Here is a 19,524-nt window from a genome sequence, read left to right as displayed (position 1 = left end):
CTAGAGGGGCCGCCCAGTCAGCAGGCGCGGCATTGGATCGATGGAGAGGCCTGCCGCCTGCCGCATGAAACCCCGGCGCAGGGCCGGAACTGCCTGGACCGCGCCCATGCCGAGGCCCCGCGCCATCCGGAGCAAAGGGTTGTTGTTCGAGAACAGGCGGTTGACGGTGTCCATTCCCAGCGCCAGCGCGGTCGAATCGAACCGCCGCCAGCCTTGATATCGGGCCAGCACTGCTTCGCTGCCGATATCCTCGCCGCGGCGGGCAGCCTCGACCAGCACTTCTGCCAGTGCGCCTACGTCGCGCAGCCCCAGGTTCAGACCCTGGCCGGCAATCGGATGCACGCCGTGCGCGGCGTCGCCGATCAGGGCGCGGCGCGGGGCGACGTAGCGCTCGGCCAAGGTCAGGCCGATGGGATAGCTGAACCGCGCCCCGGCCAAGCTGATTTCGCCTAGCTGGGTCCCGAAGCGGGGGCGCAGCGCTGTCATGAACGCGTCATCGGGCAACGCCGCCAGCGCCTCGGCCTGGGCGCGCGCCTCGGACCAGACGATGGAACTGCGATTGTCGGTGAGCGGCAGGATCGCCAGCGGTCCGCCCGGCAGGAAAACTTGCCGCGCGGTGCCGTGATGCGGCTTCTCGTGCGCGATGGCGCAGACCAGCGCGGTCTGGCCGTAATCCCAGCCGATCCGCTTGATTCCGGCTCGCTGCTGCACGCCGGAGGCCCGGCCATCGGCCCCGATCAGCAAACGTGACGTAAGGTCACTTCCGTCCGAGAGGTGCACCGTGATGCCGTCCGGACCACCGGTTTCGCCGATGACAGCGCGGCCGTCGAGGTGCCGCACGCCACGGTCGGCCATCGCGCCGCGCAAGGCAGCGTACAGGTGGCGATCCTCGATCATGTAGCCGAGCGGGCCTTCCTCGATCTCCGCCGCGTCGAAGTGCAGGCCGAGCAGACCGGCCGCCTCCCCACTGCGGGCCTGCACGGCCTCGACATGCAGAATCGGCTGCGATTCCGGGGATAATTCGGGCCAGATGCCCAGCGCGGCCAGCAGCCGCTGGCTGGCCAGCGCCAGCGCATAGGCACGGCCGTCAAATCCGGGTGCCGCGCGCGACTCTGCGGGGCGAGGATCGACCACGGTGACCGACAGACCCGCACCCGCCAAGGCGATAGCCAGCGCCGGGCCATTCAGCCCGCCACCGGCAATGACGACATCTTGGCCTACGCTCATGGTGATGCAAGCTAGTCGCAGTTGCCAGCTTCGTCCATGCCATGAGGGATCGAACGCTGGCGGTGCGGCGTTACGCCCCCACGCGCGCAGACCAAATCTGCGCCGAAAGCCGACCTGCTAACTCGGCGTATCAATGGAGGAAATGACCTATGCGCGCTCTCATTCTTTGCGCTTCCGCCGCCGCTCTGGCCGTTGCCGGCTGCACGATGGATAACACCGGCGGTGAAAAGACCATCGTGGGCGAGGCAACCACGGTTGCCGTCCCGGGTGGTCCCGGCGAGGCCCCGACCGTGAGCACGGTTGTCACCCCGACCGAGCCGACCCCGATTGCCGGCTCGTCGCCCGATGCGACCGCGCCGCTGCCGATCCTCGGCAACTGGCAGTGCGGCGAGAACTCGTTCACCGTGACGCCGGGCACCTACCGCAGCCAGGGCGGCAACCCCGTCCGCATCACCACGATCGAGCGTGTCGGCGAGGACTATCGCCTGGTGCTGGCGGACGGTCAGAAAATCCGCCTGTCCAAGCCCGTGAACGGCAAGGCCACGATGATCAACGAGACCAAGGAAGGCACGCCGGAGACCGCGTCCTGCACCCTGATGCTCTGATCGGTCTGGCCGGCGCGAAGCCGGCTGCACTCACTCTCCTCGAGGGAAGCGTTTGCTTTCCTCGAGGATATTCAGGTCCATATGGTTGCGCATGAACTGCTCTGACGCCGCCATCAGGGGCTCATAATCCCACGGATAATAGGCGCCGTTGCGCAGCGCCTCGTAGACGATCATCCGCCGCGCCTGGGATTGGCGCACCTGCGCATCGAACGCCGCCATGTCCCAGCGCTCTGCCGCCAGCTTGCGGAAATGGTCCAGTCGCTCTGCACAGGTTGGATCGCCCGCGCGGTTTGCCAACTCGCCCGGATCGCTGGCCACATCGAACAGTTGTTCGGGGTCGGCGGGGCAGGCGGTGTATTTCCACCCCCCTTCGCGCAGCGCGACCATCGGTGCGATGCTGCCCTCGGCCGTGTATTCCATCGCGACGGGTCCGTGGTCCGCGCCCGACGCCACCGGAACAAGGCTTTCGCCGCTGATCCAGGGCGTCAACGGGTCCAGGTCCAGGCCGGCAACCTCGGCCAGCGTCGGCACCAGGTCGATGGTCGACACCGGCGTGTCGATGCGTCCGCGCGCCATGCTTGGGGCGGCAATCATCAGCGGCACGCGCGCCGAGCCTTCGTAAAAGCTCATCTTGAACCACAGTCCACGCTCGCCCAGCATGTCGCCGTGGTCGCTGACAAAGACGATGATCGCCTCCTGCCGCGTGCGCTTCAGTACATCGAGGATCTGGCCGATCTTGTCGTCGATATAGCTGACCGACGCGAAATATCCGCGCCGCGCGCGGGCGATCTGATCGGGGGTCAAATCATAGGCGCGCCAATCGCAGGCATCCATCAGCCGCTGCGAATGCGGGTCCTGGTTGGCGTAGGGAATGGCGGGCGGCGGCGCACATTCCGGGCAGTCCTCATAAAGGTCCCAGAACCTGCGACGGGCGACGTAGGGGTCATGCGGATGGGTAAAACTGACCGTCAGGCACCACGGGCGGCCGTCGTCAGCCCGTGAATAGTCGTAGAGCTTGCGGCAGGCGTGGTGCGCGACCTCGTCGTCGTAATCCATCTGGTTGGTGATCTCGGCCACGCCGGCGCCGGTGACGCTGCCGAGGTTGTGGTACCACCAGTCCACCCGCTCGCCGGGGCGGCGCCAGTCGGGGGTCCAGCCGAAATCGGCGGGATAGATGTCGGTCGTCAGGCGTTGCTCGAAGCCGTGCAACTGGTCGGGACCGACGAAATGCATCTTGCCGCTGAGGCAAGTGGCATAACCCGCCCGGCGCAGGTGATGCGCATAGGTCGGTATGTCCGAGGCAAATTCCGCCGCGTTGTCATAGACCCGGTGCCGCGACGGCAGCAGGCCCGACATGAACGAGGCGCGCCCCGGCGCGCAGAGGGGCGAGCCGGTATAGGCATTGGCGAACCGGGTAGACCGCGCCGCCAGCGCCTTCAGGTGGGGGGCGCGCAGGAAGGCGGCCGGACCGTCGGGAAACAGCGTGCCGTTGGCCTGATCCACCATCAGGATCAGGATGTTAGGACGCGCTGCACTACCCGTGTTGCCGGCCTGGCCGCCTTCGATCATTTCAACGCGGCCTCGACGGCGGGCAGCCCCGGCTGTCCGTCCAGCGTCGTGACGCCGTCGAGCCAAGGCCCGAGCACATCGGGATTGGCCTTCAGCCAGGCGCGGGCGGAATCGGCCGGCGCCTCGCCATTGTTCAGGATGCCGTCCATGATCTGGTTTTCCATCGGGACGGTAAAGGTCATCTGCTTCAGCAGTTTGGCGGCATTGGGGCATTCGGCCGCCCAGCCCTTGCGCGCCAGGGTAAAGACCTCGGCGCCGCCGTAGTTAGGCCCGAATTCCTTGTCGCCGCCGGTCAGGTAGGTGATCTGCAGCGTCTCGTTCATCGGGTGTGGGGCCCAGGCGAGGAACACGCTCGGCTTTCCGGCGGCATCGTTGCGCGCGACCTGCGCCAGCATCGCCTGCTCGCCCGTCTCGACCAGTTCCCAATCGCCGAGGCCGTGGGCGTCTGCCTCGATCATCTTGCCGATGGACTGGTTCGCCGGGGCGCCCGGCTCGATGCCGTAGATCTTGCCCTCGAAGGCGTCGCGATGGGCGTCGAGGTCGTCGAAATCCTTGACGCCCAGCTTTGCGCCCGGGCCGGTCACGGCCAGCGTGAACTTTGCCCCCTCGAGGTTGCGGTTCAGCACCTCGACCGCGCCGGCCTTGTCCAGGTCGGCGCGAAAGCTGGCTTGCGCAGGCATCCAGTTCCCCAGGAAGACGTCGCTCTGCCCGGATTTCAGCGCCTCGAACCCGATCGGCACGGACAGTGTCGTGACCTGCGCGTCATAGCCGAGCGCATCCAGCACTGTCTTGGCAATGCCGTTGGTTGAATTGATGTCGGTCCAGCCGGGGTCCGACATGCGGATCGTTTTGCACGCGGCCGGATCGTTGGCGCCTTGGCCCAGCGCGGGACCGGCCACTACGGCAACGGTCACCAGCGCGAGGATGCGGTTCAGCTTGAGCATCGCGGAAATCCCCAATGTTGCGGCCAGTGCCGCCCCGCGGGCGACGTCCTGCCATGGCGCCAACGTGCAACGCCATGGGCCTCGCCGCCAGCGGATTGCGACGGTTTATTTACGGCGTGCGACCTCGTTGGCGATCGCAAAGGCGGACGGCGCGATCTTCACACCCTTCTGCATCTCGCCCAGCACCACAGTGGTCTTCTTGCCGGTGTCGTCGGTGATGATCCACTGGCGCAGTTCGGTCGGGTTGGCGGTGAACACCATCTGGATATTGCCGTATTCCGGATGTGCGGGGTCCTGCGCCTTGACGATGGTGGTGTTCTTTTTCTCGGTGTGGCTGGTCACCATGTTGGCCCGTCCGAGGTTCACGTTGTCGGCCAGGATGATCGACAGCGGCGTCTTGGCCAGCGGGTATTCCTGGTGTGGCTGGTTCGACTTGCCGTCAAACACCGCGACCTGCCCGCCCGAGGCGAGCACCAGCGTTTTGTTCTTGCCGCCGTATTCGAACCGCACACGGTTCGGGCGCTGGATGTACAGCTTGCCGGCCGTGACCGAGCCATTGCTGTTAACCTGGCTGAAATCGGCGACTGCCGACTTGAGGCTGTTGAGGTAGCGCGAAATTTCGTTGAGCGAAATCTTCTCGGCCGAGGCAGGGGCCGCGGCGAGAAGGGCGAGGACGGGCGCGAGGGCGATGCTGCGAATGTTCATGGCATCATGATAACGCCGGAAAAGCATTTTGGATCATCACGATGTGCCGAAAGGATCGTGAGCGTTCCGGCACCCCTGGCGGCCGCGAGAAAACGCCGCCCCCCGCTGTGGGGACGGCGCGATTTTTAACGATATACGGCCGCCCTCGCGGACGTCAGAACTGCGGACGGACCTGCGGCTCGCGGGCCCAGGCGCGCTGCGACAGCTTGTCGACCACGCCCTTGGCATCGCTCGCCGCAAGGATGAAGTCGTCCTTGCCGACATTGGCCTTGTCCAGCAGCGGCTGTGCCTCGGGCGAGGCGGCGATCGCCTTGAGATGCGCCCAGGCAAAGGCGGCAAAGTCGATACCCGCGGCGTCGGCCGCCAGCTGCTTGCCGCCCTCGGCTGATGCGACGATCGCCACCGCATCGAACACCACAGAGGGCGTTCCGTCGAGGCGGGCGTCGGCCGGCAGCTTGCTGCCGTCCTTCAGCGTGACGCCGCCGATCTTCGGCGCCACGATGGTGACCGCCGCGCCGCCGGCCTCGGCCGCCGATTTCAGCGCATCGACCGCCGCCTTGTCGATCCCGTCGGTGACGAGGATCCCCAGCTTGCGGCCGGTGCTGATCGGGCGCGCCTGCTTGAGGATCGACAGCTTGTCCGAGGGCTTCATGTCGACCGGCTTGACCGCGGCCTTGGCAGCCGGGGGCAGGTCCATCGCAAGACCGTTGGCGACACGCTGCGCCATGCCCATGTCGATGTTCTGGATCTGCGCCAGCACCGCCTCACGGATGCCTGCGATCTCGACCTTGGACAGCTCGAAGATCAGGGCGCTGACCATGTGGCCCTGCTCGGTCTCGGTCTGCGACTTGTAAAATAGCCGCGCCTGGCTGAAGTGGTCGGCAAAGCTCTCGGCCCGGATGCGCAGCTTTTCGGTCGGCTCGTTCCCGAGGTCGGTCGCGCTCTTGATCGTGCGATAGCCGCCGACCGCGTCGACGCGCGGGCCCCCGATCTCGCCCCGCTGACCCAGCGAGTTCGGCTCGTAATTGGCCCGGCCTTTGGGGATCTGGGTCTGCATCATGCCGTCACGCTGGAAGTTGTGCATCGGGCAGCGCGGCGCGTTGATCGGGATCTGGTGGAAGTTCGTCGTCCCAAGCCGCGATTTCTGCGTGTCGAGGTAGCTGAACAGCCGTCCCTGCAGCAGGGGGTCATCGGAAAAGTCGATGCCGGGTACGACGTTCGAGGGCAGAAACGCCGCCTGCTCGGTCTCGGCAAAGAAGTTGTCGGGGTTGCGATTCAGCGTCATCGTGCCGATCAGCCTCACCGGGCAATCCTCTTCCGGGATCAGCTTGGTCGCGTCCAGCACATCATAGGGCTGAGCATCGGCGAAGGCCGCGTCAAAGGTCTGGATGCCAAGATCCCACTGCGGGAAGTGGCCGGCGGCAATGGACTCGAACAGATCGCGCCGGTGGAAATCATTGTCGGCGCCTTGCAGCTTGGCGCTTTCGTCCCAGACCAGTGACTGGATGCCGAGGCGCGGCTTCCAGTGGAACTTGACGAAGGTCGCCTTGTCCTCGGCATTGACCAGCCGGAAAGTGTGGACCCCAAAGCCCTCCATCATGCGGAAGCTGCGCGGGATGGCGCGGTCGGACATGGCCCACATGATCATGTGCATGGCCTCGGGCATCAGGCTGATCCAGTCCCAGAACGTGTCATGGGCCGTGGCGGCCTGAGGATAGGCGCGGTCCGCCTCCATCTTCACCGAATGAACGAGGTCAGGGAACTTCATCGCGTCCTGAATGAAGAACACCGGGATGTTGTTGCCGACCAGGTCCCAGTTGCCCTCGGGGGTATAGAACTTGGTCGCAAAACCGCGCACGTCACGCGGCGTGTCCACGCTGCCGGCGCCGCCTGCCACGGTGGAAAAGCGGACAAACACATCACAGCGATTGCCGGCCTTTTGGAACAGCGCGGCGCGGGTGAACTCGGGAATTGCCTCGGTGACCTCGAACACGCCATGCGCGGCGCTGCCGCGTGCATGGACGATCCGCTCCGGGATGCGCTCGTGGTCGAAGTGAAAGATCTTTTCGCGGAGGGCAAAGTCCTCCAGCAGGGTCGGCCCGCGAGCGCCCATACGCAGGCTGTTCTCGTTGTCGCTGATGGGCACGCCGTGGTTGGTGGTCATCCGCGCCGGATCGCCGGGCCGGGTCACCTGCTGCAATTCGTCGCCATTTCCGCGCTGCGATTCGAACTGCGCAGTGACGGGGTCAGAGTTGGTGGGGAAATTAAGATCGTCGGCGGGGTTCGGCGGCAACCCCTTAGGGTCAGCGGGCTTTCCTGCGGACGAAGGGGGGGTCTTGGCCATGACGTGATCTCCTCGGATGGCTGCATGCGGACTGAACGCCCTGCCGGCGGCGGGGAGTGCCCGACCGTGAACGCCGCAACCGGGCAGGATGTTCACCGACCTTCCGGGTTCTGGGACAGGTTATTTCCCGACCGGCGCGCCTTTGCCAACTCCCCGGGGAGGGTGGGGCTTGACCACCACTGCAATTGCAGCCAAGTCGAACCCGCCCGAACCGAGTGGACCGCAGATGGAAATCTTCACCCAGGCTGGCTTAATCGCGCTGATGCAGGTCATTGCCATCGACCTGGTCCTGGCCGGTGACAACGCCATCGTCATTGGACTCGCTGCTGCCGGTCTGCCCAAGGAGCAGCGCAACCGCGCCATCCTGGTCGGCATCATCGCTGCCACCGTGCTGCGGATCATCTTTGCGCTGATGACCACCTGGCTGATGGGCATCACCGGCCTGCTGATCGCTGGCGGCATCCTGCTGCTGTGGGTCTGCTGGAAGATGTTCCGCGAGTTGCGCGAAGGCGCGCACGAGCAAGATCTCGACGAGGCACTGACCGGCGAGGACGGCAACGCCGACGGCACGATCGCGCGCGCCCCGCGCAAGAGCTTTCGCCAAGCGGCGATGCAGATCGTGCTCGCGGACGTGTCGATGTCGCTTGACAACGTGCTGGCCGTGGCGGGCGCGGCGCATGGCCATCCGACCGTTCTGATTATCGGCCTTGTGGTCTCCGTCGCGCTGATGGGACTGGCCGCGACCTTTGTTGCGCGGCTGCTGAACCGCTTCCGCTGGATCGCCTATGTCGGCCTTGCCATCATCTTCTACGTGGCGCTGAAGATGATCTACGAGGGATTTCATCAGGTGCACGCTGCAGGGTTTTTCAACTAACTCTGCACCAGACAGGGGACAACACCCCCCACATCTTGCGTTTGCGTTGACAGGACGCTGGCATGGCCCGACAGTCGGGCCATGCAGTTCGACCGCCTTCGCCTGACCGGCTTCAAAAGCTTCGTCGACACCACCGACCTGATCATCCTGCAAGGGCTGACGGGGGTGGTCGGGCCGAACGGCTGCGGCAAGTCCAACCTGCTGGAGGCGCTGCGCTGGGTCATGGGAGAGAACCGGCCGACCGCGATGCGCGGCGCCGGGATGGAGGATGTGATCTTCGCCGGCAGCGGTCGCCGCCCGGCGCGCGCCCAGGCCGAGGTCACCATCAGCGTCGACAACTCGGACCGCGTGGCGCCCGCAGGCATGAACGATGCCGACCGGCTGGAAATCACGCGCCGCATCACCCGCGACGCAGGCAGCGCCTATCGCATCAATGGCCGAGAGGTGCGCGCCCGCGACGTGCAGATGCTGTTCGCAGACGCCTCGACCGGCTCGCATTCCCCGGCGCTGGTGCGCCAGGGCCAGATTGGCGAGCTGATCAACGCCCGTTCGCAGGCCCGCGGCCGCATCCTCGAGGAAGCGGCTGGTATCAGCGGACTTTACCAGCGGCGGCACGAGGCGGTGCTGAAGCTGGATGGGGCCGAGGCGAATCTCAAGCGCGTGGATGAAACGCTGGACGGACTGGCCGCGCAGGCGGCCGCGCTGGCGCGGCAGGCGCGGGCGGCGGCACGCTATCGCGAGATTGGCGCTGCCCTGCGCACAGCCGAGGGTCAGTTGCTGTGGCGCCGCTGGGCCGATGCCGAGGCGGCGCGGCGCGAGGCGGCCGAGGCCCTGACCGCCGCACTGCGCAGCGCCGATGGGTCCGAGGCCGCGGCACGCCGCGCCAGCGCCGCGCGCGAGGCGGCCGAGGCGGCGTTGCCGCCGCTGCGCGAGGCCGAGCATGTCGCCGGCGCCATCCTGTCGCGCGCCGTGGCGCAGCGCGAGGCCCTGGACGAGGCCGAGGCCCGCGCCGCAGCCGCTATCGCCCAGCTGAGCGGCCGCGTCGCGCAGTTGGATCGCGACATCGCCCGCGAAGCAGTGCTGAACACCGACGCCGGCGAGGTGCTGGCTCGGCTGGAGTGGGAGGCGGCAGAACTGGTCAAGGCCGGTGCGGGCCATGAGGATCGTCTGGCTGCCGCTACAACCGCCGCCGAGGCTGCTGCGGGCGCCCTGGGCTCGGTCGAGGCAGCGCTGAGCGCGGCGCAGGACGAGGCGGCGCGCCTGGCCGCGCGGCACCAGTCGGCCGAGCGGCTGGCCAGTGATCTGCGCGCCATGGGCGAGCGCGCCAGCCGCGCCGCGACCGAGGCCGAGGCCGTCCGTGCCCGCGCCGAGGCGGCCGGTCAGCAGGCCGAGGCGACGCTGAAAGCGGCAACTGCCGCCCGGACGGAGGCGTGCAAGCGCGCCGATGCCGCCGATGCTGCCCTGGCTGCGGCGGAGGCCGCTCGAACCGGGGCCGAGCGCGCCGAATCCGCCGCCCGCGCCACCCGCGCCGAGGCGGAGGGGGAGGCCGGCGCGCTGGAGGCCGAGCGCGCGGGCCTGGAACGGCTGGCCCAGCGCGGCGCGGCCGATCAGGGCGCATTGCTGTCGCAGATCAAGGTGGCCAAGGGCTGGGAATCGGCGCTTGGCGCGGCGCTGGGGGATGACCTGCGCCTGGGTATTACCGTTTCGGATGCGGAAGACGCTGCTGGCTGGCGCGCGCTGCCCGGCTATGACGCTGACGCGCCTTTGCCCGAGGGTGCCGAACCCCTCGCGCCGCAGGTCACTGCGCCCGCGGCCCTGACCCGGCGGCTGTCGCAGCTCGGCGTCGTCGCCGATGCGGGATCCGGCGCCGCCCTGCAGGCCGCGCTGCGTCCCGGCCAGCGGCTGGTGACGCAGGCGGGCGATCTGTTCCGCTGGGACGGGCTGGTGCTGCCTGCCTCCGGCCAGACCTCGGCCGCCGCGTTGCACCTTCAGACCATGAACCGGCTGGCGGAGACCCGCACCCAGGCCGAGGCCGCCTCGGCCCGCGCCGCGGCCGCGCGCACCGAGCACGAGACTGCGCGCGCGGCACTCGCCGCGGCCAGCAAGACCGAGACCGCAGCCCGCGAGGCACGGCGCGAGGCCGAGCGCGCGCTGTCGGACGCCGGCCGGGCCGAGACGCGGGCCGAATCCGATCTGTCGCTCGCCACCGGCAAGGCCGAAGCGGCGCGTGCCGAGCTGGCTCGCCACCGCGCCGATGCCGATGACGCGGCCACCCGCCTCGCCGACGCTGACCGGGCGCTGGCCGCGCTGCCCGACCGTGGTGCCGCCGCCAACGCAGTCGAGCAGGCCAAGACCGGGGTCGAGGCGGCGCGGATCGCCCTGATCAGCCGCCGGGCGGCAGCGGACGAACTGCGCCGCGACGGCACCGCGCGCGTCAAGCGCCAGCAGGAGGTGACCAAGGAATCGCAGGGCTGGCGTGCCCGGCTGGAGCAGGCCGGCGCCCGCGCCACCGAGCTTGGCCAGCGCCGCGATGCGGCGGCGGCCGAACTGGCCGAAGCCGAGGCCCAACCGGCCACCCTGGCGGCCCGCCGCGCCAGCCTCGCCGAGGCCGAATCGGCTGGCACCGCACGGCAGTCCGCCGCCCGCGATGCTCTCGCCACCGCCGAATCCGCCCTACGCGAGGCCGCCGGCGCTGAGCGTGAGGCCGAGCGCGCCGCCTCCGAAGCGCGTGAGGTCCGCGCCGCCCGCGAAGCCCGGGCCGATGCCGCGCGCGAGACCGAGGCAGCCGCCCGCGCCCGTATCCGCGACGAGGCCGAGGCGACCCCTGACAGCCTGCGCGCCAGCTTGCCCGACGGCGAGGCGCCGCCGACCGCCGCGCTGGAAGAAGCGATCGCCCGCCTGCGCGCCAGCCGCGAGGCGCTGGGCGCCGTCAACTTGCGCGCCGACGAGGACAAGCGCGCGCTCGAGGCAGAGCGCGAGGCGCTCGCCAAGGAAAAGGACGACCTCGAGGCCGCGATCCGCAAGCTGCGCGGCGGCATCGGCAGCCTGAACCGCGAGGGACGCGAGCGCCTGCTGGCTGCGTTCGACACGGTTAATGGCAATTTCAGCGCCCTGTTCACGCACCTCTTCGGTGGCGGCGAGGCGCGGCTGGTGATGGTCGAATCCGATGACCCGCTGGAGGCCGGGCTGGAGATCATGTGCCAGCCGCCCGGCAAGAAGCTGGCCACCCTGTCGCTGCTGTCGGGCGGCGAGCAGACGTTGACCGCGCTCGCGCTGATCTTTGCCGTATTCCTCGCCAATCCGGCGCCGATCTGCGTACTGGACGAGGTCGACGCGCCGCTGGACGACGCCAATGTCACCCGCTTTTGCGACCTGCTGGACGAGATGACGCGGCGCACCGCCACGCGCTTTCTGGTCATCACCCACCACGCCGTAACCATGGCGCGCATGGACCGCCTGTTCGGCGTTACCATGGTCGAGCAGGGGGTTAGCCAATTGGTCAGTGTCGATCTGCGGCGCGCAGAAGCTCTGGTCGCCTGATTGCGGACGCGATAACCTCCGCCCGATCTGCAGGAGGACGACCATGAGCTACGAGACCCGTTTGACCGAGCTGGGCATCACCCTACCGCCAGCGCCGGCGCCGGTGGCAAGCTATGTGCCGACTGTCCAGACGGGCGATCTGCTGTTCGTGTCGGGCCAGATTTCCGACGCCAAGGGCTGCCTCGGCGACGATCTGTCGGTCGAGGCCGGCAACGCCGCGGCCCGCGACTGCGCGCTGAAGGTACTGGCGCAGGTCAAGGCCGCGCTGGGGTCGCTGGACCGCGTCGCACGCGTCGTGCGCCTAGGCGGATTCGTTGTCTCGAACGGCGCGTTCACCCAGCAGCCCGAGGTCGTGAACGGCGCCTCTGACGTCATGGTCGAGCTGTTCGGCGACGCCGGCCGGCATGCGCGGGCCGCGGTCTCCGTCTCGGCCCTGCCGCGCGGTGCGGCGGTCGAGCTTGAGGCCGTGTTCGAGGTAACGCGATGAGCGACAAGCCCGACACTGCCCCAGCGCCGCCCCGTCCGGCGCCCTTGCACCCGGATTTCCTGCGATTGCCCATCGCCCATCGGGGGCTGCACGGGCCGGGCGTTCCCGAAAACAGCCTTGCCGCCTTTCGCGCCGCGATCGAGGGCGGCTACGGGATCGAACTGGACATCCAGCACAGCGCCGAGGGCGAGGCCGTGGTGTTCCACGACTATGACCTTGCGCGCATGGTCGGCAGCGAAGGCTTTGTCGCCGATGTCACGCTGGACGAGCTGGCCAAGATGCGCCTCGGCAAGTCCGACGAGGGGATCCCGACCCTCGCGGCGGTCCTGCGCGAGGTCGCGGGCAAGGTGCCGCTGCTGATCGAGATCAAGGACCAGGACGGCCGCCTGGGCGAGAATATCGGCGATCTTCAGGATCGCGTGGCGACCGTGCTGGCGGGCTACGACGGCCCGGTCGCGGTCATGTCCTTCAACCCCGAGACGGTCACCCGGTTTTCCACCGTGGCCCCGCAGATTGCCAGCGGCCTCGTCAGTTGCGCCTTCAGCGAGGACGACTGGCCGATGCTGGATGACGAGACCCGAACCCGCCTCGCCACGTTGGCGGATGTGGACCGCAGCGGCTCCTCCTTCATCTCGCATGATCGCACAGACCTCGGGAACCCCGCCGTCGCTTCGCTGAAGGCGCGGGGCATACCGGTACTCGCCTGGACGATCCGCACGCCCGAGGCCGAGGCAACGGCGCGGCAGATTGCGGATAACATAACATTCGAGGGCTATCCGGCCGCACGGCCGTGAATTTCGCTGGGGCGCGGGCATCCCTGGCAGTGCGGCGTGCTTCGCCAGTCACCACCCGCGGCGTTAGCAAGCGGCAAGGGTTGTGCGGCGACTAAGGATTCTTCTCGCCCCAAGCGGCCAATGCAGTAAAGGAGCGGACTTATGCCGGAAGACTGCACTATTTGCGTTCGTGGGGTCTTTCGCTCGGGCACGAATTTTCTGAAGGCGCTGCTCGAAGTCAATTACGACTGCGTTGTCAGCTATGACAGCCTGGGCTGGAAGCACGGTTTTTTTCCCATCCCGTCAACCAATCAGGGCCGCCTGCGTTTGCCGAACGTTCCTGTGGTCACGATGGTCAAGAACCCGCTGCACGCGGCGGTGTCGCTTTACAAATACGTCAACAGCGGCCAACCGAATATGCTGTCTGAAAACACCGGCACAATCAGTCAGTTCATTCGCAGCCCCTTCACCATCCAGAATGGCGACGTCGAAGGCGGCAGCCAATTGTGGTTTCCCGACCTGCCCACGTTTTGGGCGCAGATGAGCTGGAATGCCCTGTCTGCCTCGGACGGCCGCACCCCGCGCTTCACGTTGCGCTACGAGGACCTGCTGGAAGATGCCGAGGCCGCGGTGGCGCCGATTGCATCGGCATTTTCGCTCGCGCGGCGCAGTGCCGATTTCGAGCAGCCGGATCGCCGACTGAAGCGGCTTCGCGATGCGGATCACGATCCCGAAAAATTTTATCACAAGAAAAAATTCGATCGGCAGGGTGTGATGCAACACAGCTATCTGGCCGAGATCCCCTCTGCCGACATCGACTTCATTGCTCAACGCTTGCCTTATTCGCTTCTGGAGCGGCTGGGTTACGCGACCCTTGTGCGCGACGCAGTATCCGACGAAGCACTCTCTGAGCGGGCCCTCGATCATGCCGATTGACGTTACCGCATTCTTCATCGTTCAGCCCGGCTCGCTGTCACTGCGCGCGCGCTTTCTGGTGGCGTCGCTGCGGGAGCAGACCAGCGATGCCTTGCCCTTGCATGCCTTTTTACCACGTGGGCGGGGACAGCTGGACGACGCCACGATTGCCTTTTTGCGAGACATGAATGTCGAAATCCGCGAGTTCGAGCCGCAAATCTGGGACCGCCACTCATACGCTATCGGCAATAAGGTTGATGCGGCGAGACAGGGGTTCGATTCGCGCTTCGCGATCTTCCTGGATACCGACATCCTTGCCGTCGGCCGGCCGGAGTTCTGGCGACTGACGGGCCACTGGACGGCGGCCACCACCAATTTCGGCGGCCAAGAGTTCGACAGTGATCAATTGATGAAGCTTGGCAAAGAGGCGCTGAAGCTGGGTTCTCCGATGACCGACAGTATCGACGATGACCGGGCGCTGGAGGCGGCCCAGCGCATTCGCAGTTTCAATTCGGGCGTGGTCTGGTTCGACGTCAATGGTGGCTTCCCCGAGGAGTGGTGGCGCGCCACGAGTGCCGTGCTCGAATCGGATTTGCCCGATTCAGCAAAGCGGCCGTTTGCCGATCAGACCGCCTTGATGCTGATCTCTGCGCAGGCCGAAGATCGGATTGGCGTGTTGGACTGGCGCTGGAACCGTCTCATCAAAGGCTGGCGGCCAGACCGGCGCGACGTCTTTGTCCACTATTTCCGCTTTCCATCGCTTTTTCTGAGGCCCGAACTTTGCCGCCGGATTGTGGACCTGCATCGGCGCCACGCGGAGAACGGCCATAACCTTTTGGGCGAACTCACGGTGAGGGATCTTTACGAGTTTCAGAACGGGGCGGTTCGTCCTGGACGGGAGAGACTTCCGGTTTTGCCCACCGCAGCAGAGCTTGCTGAACCAGACGAGCCGAATCCACGTAATGAGGAGGCCAACGAGGTTGGGGGCGCCGGCGGCCGGACGAGACCGCCGCCCGACGATGCGGTGTCCCGGAAAGCGCGGCCACGGGTCTCTCGAAAATCGAATGCGGCCCGACCCGTGCAGAGCTAGCGCACGGCCAGCCTACGATTGGCACCTCACCCCCCGCAGTCGGTTGTATCGCGGGGTGGACCGCCTAAATCTGTCCCGATGACCTTTCCCGCCTCCCAGCCACCCGCCTTGACCGTCTGGGTCCTGTCCGCCCTGTCGGGGATCGACGCGTCCGAATGGGACGCCACCGGTGCGGGCGATAACCCATTCACGACGCACCGGTTCTTGTCCGCGCTGGAACGCTCGGGTTCCGTCGGCGGCCGCAGTGGCTGGACCCCGGCCCATCTGGTCGCGCGGCTGGATGAAGCGGTCGTCGGGGTCGCGCCGATGTATGCCAAGACCCACAGCCAGGGTGAATACATCTTCGATCACGCCTGGGCCGATGCCTATCAGCGTGCCGGGGGCGAGTATTACCCAAAGCTGCAGATCGCCGTGCCGTTCACCCCAGCCACCGGTCCACGCCTGATCGCTGCCGACCCTGCCGTTCAGGCGGGCCTGCTGCAAGCCATTCAGTCGGTCGCCAATCAGGCGGGCCTTTCCGGCGCACATATCACCTTTTGCACCGCCCAGGAGCGTGCGCTCGGCGAAGCGGCGGGCTGGCTGGCGCGGACCACGCAGCAGTTTCACTGGATGAACGACGGCTATCGCGACTACGATGATTTCCTAGGCCGGCTCAGTTCGCGCAAGCGCAAGGACCTGCGCAAGGAGCGCGCGCAGGCGCAGGCCTTTGGCGGCGCCATCCGCGCGCTGACCGGAGATCAGATCGAGGCCGCGCACTGGGATGCCTTCTGGACGTTCTACCAGGACACGGGCGCGCGCAAATGGGGGCACCCCTACCTGACCCGTGCCTTCTTTGACGAAATGCAAGCGACGATGCGCGATGACATCGTGCTGATCCTGGCCGAGCGCGAGGGCCGCCCGATCGCCGGAGCGCTGAACTTCATCGGGCCTGACTGCCTTTACGGCCGCTATTGGGGCTGCATTGAGGAGCATCCGTTCCTGCATTTCGAGCTTTGCTATCACCAGGCCATCGATTGGGCGATCGCGCATGGCCTTTCTCGGGTCGAGGCCGGTGCGCAGGGCGGGCACAAGCTGGCGCGCGGCTATGTCCCGGTCCCGACCCATTCGCTGCATTGGGTGGCCGATCGCCGCTTTCGCGCCGCTCTCGCCGATTATCTGACGGATGAGGGCGAGATGATGCAGGGCGAAATGGACGAACTCGCCGGGCATGCCCCTTTCCGCCGCGGCCCCATTGGCGGCGGCGCGGACAGTGAGCACGGTCCAGCAGACTGCAGACCCTCGCGCGAGACCTCGGAGGGCTGACGCCCGATCAACCGAGTTTGACCCAGCCGCCCTTGCGGCCCCCGGCTGCCCGCTGCACCGTCACGCGCGATACCGGCCCCGATCAAGGAACATCCCATGCGCCACACCCTCGCGCCGCTGCTGCTGGCGTCCACGGTCGCCACGCCGGCCTTGGCGGACGCGCCCCCGGGCATCAGCCATTTCACCCTGCCCAACGGCCTCGAGACCGTCGTGATCGAGGATCACCGCGCCCCGGTGGTGGTGCAGATGGTCTGGTACAAGATCGGCGCGGCGGACGAAAAGCCCGGCAAATCGGGGATTGCACATTACCTGGAACACCTGATGTTCAAGGGCACCGACAAGGTCGCCGCGGGCGATCTGTCCAAGATCGTTGCCAAGAATGGCGGCATGGACAACGCCTTCACCTCGTCCGATTTCACCACCTATTTTCAGCGCATTGCCTCGGACCGGCTACCGCTGGTGATGGAGATGGAAGCCGACCGGATGCAGAACCTGCGCATCGGCGAGGACGACTGGCAGGCCGAGCGCCAGGTCGTTCTCGAAGAGCGCGCGCAGCGCACCGACAGTGATCCGGGCAGCCAGTTCGGTGAGGAGCGGGACGCGGCGCAGTATCTGAACCACCCCTACGGCCGGCCCGTGATCGGCTGGAAGCAGGAGATGGAGGGGCTGACCCGCGAGGATGCGCTCGCCTGGTATCAGGCCCATTATGCGCCGAATGATGCGGTGCTGGTGCTGGCGGGCGACGTGACGCCGCAAAAGGCGCGCGAACTGGCCGAAAAATTCTATGGCCCCATCCCCGCCCGGGGCGAGACCGCCCGTGCCGCCCGCCCGCAAGAACCGCCGCAGCGCACCCCCCGCCGCCTGACCTTGTCGGACCCGCGCGTGCCGCAGCCGACAATGATCCGCACGATCCTCGCGCCGGAACGCAACCGCGGCGATCAGGCCCGCGCCGCGGCGCTGACGGTTTTGGCCGAGGTGCTGGCAGGCTCGCCTCAGACATCGGTACTGGGCCGCGAGTTGGTGCTGGGCGGCACGGCGCTCTCGGTCAATGCCTCCTACGACGGCACATCGGTTGACCCCACCACGTTCGGGCTGAGCCTGGTTCCGGCCGACGGCGTCACTCCCGAAGATGCCGAGGCAAAGCTGGACGCGGCGCTGGCGAAGTTCGCCCAGGAAGGCCCCAGCGAGGCCGAGATGGCGCGCGTGCGCGTCGCGATCGAGGCGCAGCGCATCTACGCTCAGGACAGCGCGCATGGCCGCGCCTACGAATATGGGCAAGGCTTGGCGGTCGGTCTGAGGGTCGAGGATGTGAATGACTGGCCGGACATCCTGTCGGCCGTCACAGCCGACGACGTGCGGCTTGGCGCAGCCGAGTTGAACGCCAGCCCGGCCCGTGTGACGGGCTGGCTGATGCCGGGCGAGGCGATCCCGGTCGCCGCGTCGGGTGCTGATCCCCTGCCCGCGCCGCCCGCCGCAGGGCCTGCAGAGGTCCCGCCCGCGCAGGCGCAGGGCGCCGCGCCTTCGCCCGGCCGAACCGAGCCAGCCCCCGCCGGAACCCCGCCCGCATCGGATGGCCGGCCGCCGGAAATGCCTGACGCCGTCGCCCCCGAGGCGCGCGCGGCAGACGTCCCGACGCCCGCAACGCCTGACGGTGCGGCCCCGACCGACACGCCCAAGACCGTGGCCCCGCCGTCGGTCCCCGTCGATCCCCCCGCGGCCCCAATCCCGGCGCCTGCGCCCAATCCGGCCCAGGATCCGGCCGCGCCGGCAGCCCAGAATTCCAGCGAGGTGCCGTCGTGATCCGCGCCCTTTGCTCCGCCCCCATCGCGGCGGCCTTCCTGGCCTTCACCCCTCTGCAGGCCAGTGCCATCGACATCCACGAGGTGCGCTCGCCCGGCGGGATCACCGCCTGGCTGGTCGAGGATCACTCGATTCCCTTCACCGCCCTCAGCATGGCTTTCAAGGGCGGCGCGTCCATGGATGCCGAGGGTAAGCGCGGCGCGGTCAACCTGATGACTGCCACGCTGGAGGAAGGCGCAGGCGTGCGTGACGCGGTGGCCTTCGCCGAGGCGGTCGAGGAAACCGGCGCGGTGCTGAACTTCAACGCCAGCGACGATGCGGTATCCGTCACCGCCCGGCTGCTGACCGACACTCGCGATGGCGCCGCCGATCTGCTGTCCGAGGCGCTGTTCAAGCCGCGGTTCGACACGGTTGCTGTCGATAGGGTGCGCGGCCAGGTGCAGGCCATCATCCGTGCCGAGGCTACCGATCCTGGCAGCATCGCGCAAAAGGAACTGGCGCATCTCGCCTGGGGCGACCACCCCTATGGCACCTCGATCAACGGTACAGCACAATCGGTCGCGACATTGACGCCAGACGATCTGCGCACCGCGCGCGAGCGTGTCATGGGTCGCGACCGACTGGTCGTCGCGGCCGCCGGCGACATTACGCCGGCCGATCTGGGCGCGCTGCTGGATCGCGTGCTTGGAAGCCTGCCGGAAAAGGCGAGCGCCCCATTGCCGGGACCGGCGAGCCCACAACTGACCGGCGGCGTCACCGTGATCCCGTGGGACAGCCCGCAGACCGTGGTGCAGTTCGCCGCGCCCGGCCTTCCGATGGACGATCCGGAATATTTCGCGGCCTTTGTTGGCAACTACATCCTCGGGGGCGGTGGCTTTTCCAGCCGGATGACCGACGAGATTCGCGAAAAGCGCGGGCTGACCTATGGCGTGTCGACCGCGCTGTCGACCGGGCTGTTCGGCGATCTATGGGTCGGGGGCATGGCAACGGCCAACGCCAACACGGGCGCCGCCGTTGATCTGGCCAGAACCGAATGGGGCCGTTTGGCGGATGGCGTCACCGAAAAGGAACTCGCCGATGCCAAGACATATCTGACCGGCGAATACCCGCTGCGTTTTGATGGCAACCGCAAGATCGCCGATATCCTCGCCGGAATGCAGCTCGTCGGTCTGCCACGCGAATACGTCAACACGCGCAATTCGAAGATCGAGGCAGTGAGGGTGGACGATGTCGCCAAGGTCGCAAAACGCCTGCTGGAACCGGAGAAACTGCGTTTCGTCCTTGTCGGCAAGCCGGACGGTGTCACCTCGACGAACCCTTAGGAGCACCCGTCGGTATCCCGGCGGCCC

General features: G+C 67.3%; 14 protein-coding genes and 1 pseudogene. 10 read left to right on the top strand and 5 right to left on the bottom strand.

Features of this window, described 5'->3' with window-relative positions; translation table 11 throughout:
• Complete coding sequence (locus DRW48_RS03420) at positions 1 to 1,227, bottom strand: FAD-dependent monooxygenase (RefSeq protein ID WP_114075188.1); 1,227 nt, start codon at positions 1,225 to 1,227, stop codon at positions 1 to 3.
• Positions 1,228 to 1,376: 149 nt separating this feature from the next.
• Here DRW48_RS03420 and DRW48_RS03415 point away from each other — a divergent pair, with 149 nt between their 5' ends.
• A complete protein-coding gene (locus DRW48_RS03415) occupies positions 1,377 to 1,832 on the top strand; it encodes a hypothetical protein (protein WP_162784666.1) in 456 nt (151 codons plus the stop codon).
• Between the two features lie 30 nt (positions 1,833 to 1,862).
• Here the strand turns inward: DRW48_RS03415 and betC are convergent, their stop codons facing one another.
• The 4 genes from betC to DRW48_RS03395 all read right to left on the bottom strand — a co-directional run bounded on the left by betC (position 1,863) and on the right by DRW48_RS03395 (position 7,394).
• Positions 1,863 to 3,401: a choline-sulfatase gene (gene betC / locus DRW48_RS03410; RefSeq protein ID WP_199286147.1), complete on the bottom strand. Its 1,539-nt coding sequence runs from the start codon at positions 3,399 to 3,401 to the stop codon at positions 1,863 to 1,865.
• Positions 3,398 to 4,345 carry a choline ABC transporter substrate-binding protein gene (choX, locus tag DRW48_RS03405; RefSeq protein ID WP_114075185.1) on the bottom strand — a complete coding sequence of 316 codons (948 nt, stop codon included), beginning with the start codon at positions 4,343 to 4,345 and terminating at the stop codon, positions 3,398 to 3,400. The genes betC and choX overlap by 4 nt, the downstream gene beginning before the upstream one ends.
• Positions 4,346 to 4,450: 105 nt before the next feature.
• Positions 4,451 to 5,050 (bottom strand): LolA family protein, encoded by a 600-nt coding sequence (locus tag DRW48_RS03400; protein ID WP_114077333.1) that lies wholly within the window; start codon positions 5,048 to 5,050, stop codon positions 4,451 to 4,453.
• Between the two features lie 154 nt (positions 5,051 to 5,204).
• The gene (locus tag DRW48_RS03395) at positions 5,205 to 7,394 is read right to left on the bottom strand and encodes a catalase (protein ID WP_114075184.1); all 2,190 of its coding nucleotides are present in this window, start codon (positions 7,392 to 7,394) and stop codon (positions 5,205 to 5,207) included.
• 169 nt (positions 7,395 to 7,563) lie between these two features.
• Here DRW48_RS03395 and DRW48_RS03390 point away from each other — a divergent pair, with 169 nt between their 5' ends.
• From DRW48_RS03390 to DRW48_RS03350, 9 genes and pseudogenes are all read left to right on the top strand, one after another.
• Positions 7,564 to 8,268, top strand: a complete 705-nt coding sequence (locus DRW48_RS03390) for a TerC family protein (protein WP_241963361.1) — start codon at positions 7,564 to 7,566, stop codon at positions 8,266 to 8,268.
• A gap of 81 nt (positions 8,269 to 8,349) precedes the next feature.
• Positions 8,350 to 11,808, top strand: a complete 3,459-nt coding sequence (gene smc, locus DRW48_RS03385) for a chromosome segregation protein SMC (protein ID WP_114075182.1) — start codon at positions 8,350 to 8,352, stop codon at positions 11,806 to 11,808.
• Positions 11,809 to 11,851: 43 nt separating this feature from the next.
• Complete coding sequence (locus tag DRW48_RS03380; protein WP_114075181.1) at positions 11,852 to 12,295, top strand: RidA family protein; 444 nt, start codon at positions 11,852 to 11,854, stop codon at positions 12,293 to 12,295.
• Complete coding sequence (locus tag DRW48_RS03375) at positions 12,292 to 13,089, top strand: glycerophosphodiester phosphodiesterase family protein (protein WP_114075180.1); 798 nt, start codon at positions 12,292 to 12,294, stop codon at positions 13,087 to 13,089. The genes DRW48_RS03380 and DRW48_RS03375 overlap by 4 nt, the downstream gene beginning before the upstream one ends.
• Positions 13,090 to 13,230: 141 nt before the next feature.
• Positions 13,231 to 14,004, top strand: coding sequence for a hypothetical protein (locus DRW48_RS03370; protein WP_114075179.1), 774 nt, complete (start codon positions 13,231 to 13,233; stop codon positions 14,002 to 14,004).
• On the top strand, positions 13,994 to 15,073 hold the full coding sequence (locus DRW48_RS03365) for a hypothetical protein (RefSeq protein WP_114075178.1): 1,080 nt from the start codon (positions 13,994 to 13,996) through the stop codon (positions 15,071 to 15,073). Before DRW48_RS03370 ends, DRW48_RS03365 begins: the two co-directional genes overlap by 11 nt.
• Positions 15,074 to 15,151: 78 nt before the next feature.
• On the top strand, positions 15,152 to 16,375 hold the full coding sequence (locus DRW48_RS03360) for a GNAT family N-acetyltransferase (RefSeq protein WP_114075177.1): 1,224 nt from the start codon (positions 15,152 to 15,154) through the stop codon (positions 16,373 to 16,375).
• Positions 16,376 to 16,471: 96 nt separating this feature from the next.
• A pseudogene (locus DRW48_RS03355) lies at positions 16,472 to 17,791 on the top strand (M16 family metallopeptidase); the annotation flags it as partial.
• A 380-nt stretch (positions 17,792 to 18,171) separates the two neighbouring features.
• The gene (locus DRW48_RS03350) at positions 18,172 to 19,497 is read left to right on the top strand and encodes a M16 family metallopeptidase (RefSeq protein WP_114075175.1); all 1,326 of its coding nucleotides are present in this window, start codon (positions 18,172 to 18,174) and stop codon (positions 19,495 to 19,497) included.
• Positions 19,498 to 19,524 lie beyond the last annotated feature (27 nt).

The organism is Paracoccus suum (genome assembly GCF_003324675.1).
Taxonomy (GTDB): Bacteria; Pseudomonadota; Alphaproteobacteria; order Rhodobacterales; family Rhodobacteraceae; genus Paracoccus; species Paracoccus suum.
This window is presented reverse-complemented; position numbering and strand designations above follow the sequence as displayed.